This window comes from Chryseobacterium sp. 2VB (genome assembly GCF_005503635.1).
Lineage (GTDB): Bacteria > Bacteroidota > Bacteroidia > Flavobacteriales > Weeksellaceae > Chryseobacterium > Chryseobacterium cupriresistens.
In genome coordinates this window covers 1-5,116 of sequence record NZ_SCNC01000051.1, presented here as the reverse complement: position 1 = coordinate 5,116, position 5,116 = coordinate 1, and the positions used below count along the sequence as shown (strand labels likewise).

The following is a 5,116-nucleotide window of genomic DNA, read 5'->3' as shown; positions in this document are numbered from 1 at the left end:
TAAAGACTTACTGGAAACAGTGAGTCTTTTTTGTTTTTATTCCCTCAAACAATAATTATTGAATAGAGCATCCCGATTTCAATCGGGACGGCAAAGGTTCGAATCCTTTCGCGCTCACATAAAGACTTACTGGAAACAGTGAGTCTTTTTTGTTTTTATTCCTTCAAACCATAATTATTGAATAGAGCATCCCGATTTCAATCGGGACGGCAAAGGTTCGAATCCTTTCGCGCTCACATAAAGACCTACTGGAAACAGTGAGTCTTTTTTGTTTTTATTCCCTCAAACCATAATTACTGAATAGAGCATCCCGATTTCAATCGGGACGGCAAAGGTTCGAATCCTTTCGCACTCACATAAAGACTTATTGGAAACAGTGAGTCTTTTTTGTTTTTATTCCCTCAAACCATAATTACTGAATAGAGCATCCCGATTTCAATCGGGACGACAAAGGTTCGAATCCTTTCGTACTCACATAAAGACTTATTGGAAACAGTAAGTCTTTTGTTTCTCCGTTAGCATGGGATTATAAAAACAGTATAAGACTATGATTTTTAAATATGTACAATTAATCAAGAAGCACTCATGAAAAATTAATTAAAAATTATTCCTTATTTTATTTTTTTATTCCAAAAAGTATTGTACCTTTGCAACCGCAAAAACGAAGTAAAATTCGTTACTGATGACACCTTCGGGGCGTAGCGTAGTCCGGTCATCGCGCCTGGTTTGGGACCAGGAGGTCGCAGGTTCGAATCCTGCCGCCCCGACTTAAAAAAATTTAGGGTGCGTAGCTCAGCTGGATAGAGCATCTGCCTTCTAAGCAGACGGTCAAAGGTTCGAATCCTTTCGCGCTCACATAAAGACTTATTGGAAACAGTGAGTCTTTTTTGTTTTTATTCCCTCAAACCATAATTACTAAATAGAGCATCCCGATTTGTAATCGGACGGCAAAACTTCGAATCCTTTCGCGCTCATATAAGACTTGCGGAAACATTAAGTCTCTTTGTTTTAATACCTACAATTACTCAAACGAAAAAAAAAGAAATAGGGCATCCGGATTCATCATTATTTATTGAAAATAAAAGTTTATTAACCGGATAACTTATCCTTCCTGTTGAAAAATCAATGTATAGCTTATATAAGATATCTCATTGTAACCGTATAAGCCCATATGATTCTGATGTATTATTTGATTTATTGTTCATTTTTCATCAGTAGATCTATTTTATATCTATTTTAAAAGTAGGATTTGCAGTATTAATTCTTAGTAAAAAACACAGGTAAAGAATCACTCACCCTTGTTAATAAATTATTTTTTATTTCTTGATTACATCTTCGCGCAAAGAACAAACATAACAGCTACTCCATAGTAAAGCCCATATACAGTACTCACACGCTATGAATATACATCATGCATACAACACAATATACAACCTTGAAGATGGCACAAAAATAAAATGATGTATATATGATGTATTCTATTATTCTTCCCGATTGTTTTTTTTTTGAAATTGCAAACAAGTTATCGATTCTAAAACACAAAGTAGATCAAAAAACCTTTATGATGCCTACAGGTGGGATTAATAATCCCACCCGTTTTTTTATAACCGGCATTGTACTTAATGACAAGAATTAATAAACTGAAGTCTGTAACATAATGAATTCAATTTTGTCTTGCATCATATTTAATTCTTGTATTAACTCTAATAAAGTATTTATTCTATGGCCATGAAGACATTGAAAAACTTTAATAGAATAATCTATTGCCTGATTTTTACATTTTGTTGTTCAAAACTGTTTCCACAACACTATAATGCACAGCAAATAGATACTTTACTTATAAAAACCAATGAAGAACTCAGAACGAGATTGTCTAACAAGGCTCAGGACTGCCGTTTTTTCTTACGGTATGTCTATTCAACCCGGGCGGTTTATTTCAGCGGAACTCAACAGCTGGACTCATCACTTATCTATCTCCATAAAGCTATGAAAATTGATCCCAATCCTTAGATATAGCCCATATAGCAAGGCATTATACAATAAACAAGTGGAATTTAGATTCAGCCAACTCTTATTTTAAAAAAGCCTTTGACCTGTTAGAAACCCAAAGGTTTAAGCATAATAAGTACCAAAGAGCAGTAGCCTTATATGATTATGGCATTTTTATGCAGGTACAGAAAAAAAATAACGAGGCTATTAATGCTTTCAGCCAATCTGTTAAACTGGCAAAAGAAGTAGACAGACCTCAGCTGATTTTAAATGATTACAGATTGCTTGCCTCGGTGTACAAGGCGCTAAAAAAAACTGACAAAGAAGTTGAATATTTAAATAAAGCAGCCTCACTAAATGATAGTATATACAATAACCTTAGCAGTGCTATCACATTATCTTTCAATAAAATAACTAAAGAAGATGAGGAAGAAAAAATGAAAGCTAAAAATCAAGCAGTTTTATGGTATGGAGGGATTTCATTTGTAATCATTACTGTATTGTCTCTTTATTTTTATCAGCAGATTAAAAGAAAGAAAAAAAAGCTTGTAGAAAGCAAACAAATCATTCTTCAGCAGGAAGAAGAAACAAAAATTCTAAAAAGAAAGCTCAGTGAAAATCATGAGCAGATCATCCAGCTGGCAAAGAAAAACAGTGTTGGCTTTTTATCACTATTTCAGAAGACTTATCCTGAAGTCTGCCAGCAGCTTTTAAAAATCAATCCTCGTCTTTCTCATTCCGATTTATCTTTCTGTGCTATGATATGGTTAGGATTCTCTTCAAAAGAAATTGCACAATATTCTTCAATGGAGCACAGATCTGTACAAACAAAGAAATACCGTTTACGCAAAAAATTATACCTTGATGCAGAAAGTGATCTCTATCAATCTATCAAATCAATAGCTGAAACTGAATAATTTTAATGAAAACGATGGTGGTTATCTGCAAATGGGTTTCATCATGACATTATACTAAAAATCCCTCAACCGTAATTGAGGGATTTTAATTACATTCTGATTTTATTTCAGTCTGTATGTATTTCCATTCCAAAGGTAAGTTTTGGAAGAATGTTTTTTCTTCTCTCTGTCTTTCTCATCTACTTCCATATCTTCCACTTTTAAGATAAATGCATTGGGAATTCCTCCTTTATCATTTGGAAAAATATATTCTTCACTGTGATAAAAAGCACCGGCATCCCCTACATTCATTAATTGCGGAAGAGCAATCAGTTTTTTATCTTTAAAAAGAACGTACTGATCATAGCCGGCAATTCCACAGGCTTCTCCGGAAACTGAAGCTTTAAGAGTAAATTCTACATTTTGAAACTTGTGGCTGCTTTCTATATTGAAAGATCCGAAACTTAGCTCCTCTCCTTTTCCTGTATCAAAATATACCTCATCCATAAGTATACTTCCTTCCATTACTTTGATTCCGGCAATATTCTGCTTTTCAGTCTCATTGAATTCTTTGTTCTTCCTGTCAATTGTTTTGGAAAGCCCAAAAAGGAAATCGTACCCGTTTTTATTGCGGTATCCTACACAAAGATTACCACCCCAAATATATCCTTCCACTGTATTTTCACCTTTCTGATATGATATTTTATACCAGTTGGCAGCTCTTTCTCCCAATTTCAGAATGCCTTCTTCTTTTTTCAGAACCATTATCTGCTGATTGGTCTGAAGTGAATCTACAATCCGGGCATTTACTGTGGGATCTAATCTCACCCGGGTCCAATCTGTAAAGATCTTCTGCGTTTTATTTTCTTCAAAACCAAAGATACCATCTGCATATACTTCATTTTCCTGAGCTGTAAAAAACTGCAGCATCAGTAAAAGTAAAGCTGTCCATAAAGTTTTCATATTCGTATTTTGTTTTTTTGTGTGTTATTTTTCAAGCAGAAGACTTACCCATTCTTCACGCTGCAACTTCTTTTTAAGCTCTAGTCCGCTCTCTTTACATACTTCCAGAATATCATCTACATCAAAGAAGCAAAGGCCTGAAAGTAATAATTTTCCACCGTCATTCAATACAGAAACATAGGTTGGGATATCTGAAATCAGGATATTCCTGTTGATATTGGCTAAAATGATATCATAATTTTCTTTTCCTAAGTTTTCTGCGGTTCCCTGTTCAATATCCAGTTCTACATTATTTCTTACTGCATTTTCTTTTGAGTTTTCTACTGACCATTCATCAATATCGATAGCTTTGGTATCTCCGGCACCCTGCTGTTTTGCATAAATGGCTAATACGGAAGTTCCGCATCCCATATCCAATACTTTTTTACCCTTGAAATCAATATCCATCATTTGCTGGATCATCAAATGGGTTGTAGGGTGATGCCCCGTTCCGAAAGACATTTTAGGCTGAATGATAATTTCATGCATTCCCGGTACAGATTCGTGGAACTCTGCTCTGATCAGTACTTTATCATCGATATTAATTGGAGAAAAATTCTTTTCCCATTCTTCGTTCCAATTGATATTCGGCATTTCTTCAAAAGAAAATTCGATTTTTACGTTTTCGTTTTCAAAGATCGGAAGTCCTTTCAACTGATCTTCGTGAAACAAATCTGTCTGGATATATCCTAAAATTCCGTCAATTTCTTCTGTAAAGCTGTCAAAGCCTATTTCTATAAGCTCTGCCATTAATATCTCATTCCAGGGTTGTAATGGAGAAATTTTGAAATTGAATTCTAAATAATTTTGCATGTGAATAATTTCTGCAAAAATACTAATGTTATTACTGTTAAAAAAATGATGGAGTCATTTTTGGCTGAAACCGGGGAGTTTTATGTTTTTTTAAATTGTGGATGTAGTAAAAAAGTTTATTTGTGAATTTTTTCTCCCACAAATTATACGGATGACACAGATGATTGCATCGTATTTTCAATAGAGGCGGGTTTTAGCCCGTCTTCAAAATCATGACAAATTTCCATTGGCTTCAGCCGAAACTTATTTTTTCTATCCTAAAGGCTATGTAGATTTTTTAAAATGCGAAAGATTGTAAGTTTGGGCTCCTATGTTTGCAAAAGAATAAATTTACATACAAAGCAAAAGGGGTGAGAGAACAGTTTTGGCTAAATAACTCAGGAAGTATATTGTGCTTTAGAAATGTCCTCACTTCT

3 protein-coding genes and 2 tRNA genes are annotated in these 5,116 nt (G+C 34.3%); 3 read left to right on the top strand and 2 right to left on the bottom strand.

Annotation, left to right across the window (positions count from 1 at the left end):
* Positions 1–692 precede the first annotated feature (692 nt).
* From FFS26_RS22310 to FFS26_RS22300, 3 genes are all read left to right on the top strand, one after another.
* Positions 693–767 (top strand) — tRNA-Pro (locus FFS26_RS22310).
* 14 nt (positions 768–781) lie between these two features.
* Positions 782–855 (top strand) — tRNA-Arg (locus tag FFS26_RS22305).
* A 1,310-nt stretch (positions 856–2,165) separates the two neighbouring features.
* On the top strand, positions 2,166–2,906 hold the full coding sequence (locus FFS26_RS22300; protein ID WP_137906184.1) for a helix-turn-helix transcriptional regulator: 741 nt from the start codon (positions 2,166–2,168) through the stop codon (positions 2,904–2,906).
* Positions 2,907–3,008: 102 nt separating this feature from the next.
* Here the strand turns inward: FFS26_RS22300 and FFS26_RS22295 are convergent, their stop codons facing one another.
* Positions 3,009–3,848, bottom strand: a complete 840-nt coding sequence (locus FFS26_RS22295; RefSeq protein ID WP_110010824.1) for an SH3 domain-containing protein — start codon at positions 3,846–3,848, stop codon at positions 3,009–3,011.
* 24 nt (positions 3,849–3,872) lie between these two features.
* Positions 3,873–4,700, bottom strand: coding sequence for a 50S ribosomal protein L11 methyltransferase (gene prmA, locus FFS26_RS22290; RefSeq protein ID WP_137906183.1), 828 nt, complete (start codon positions 4,698–4,700; stop codon positions 3,873–3,875).
* Positions 4,701–5,116 lie beyond the last annotated feature (416 nt).

What these genes read in the sequence shown, in the direction of transcription:
- FFS26_RS22300 (WP_137906184.1), top strand. Translation starts at nt 2,166, where the DNA reads ATGCAGGTACAGAAAAAAAATAACGAGGCTATTAATGCTTTCAGCCAA.
- FFS26_RS22295 (WP_110010824.1), bottom strand. Translation starts at nt 3,848, where the DNA reads ATGAAAACTTTATGGACAGCTTTACTTTTACTGATGCTGCAGTTTTTT.
- prmA (WP_137906183.1), bottom strand. Translation starts at nt 4,700, where the DNA reads ATGCAAAATTATTTAGAATTCAATTTCAAAATTTCTCCATTACAACCC.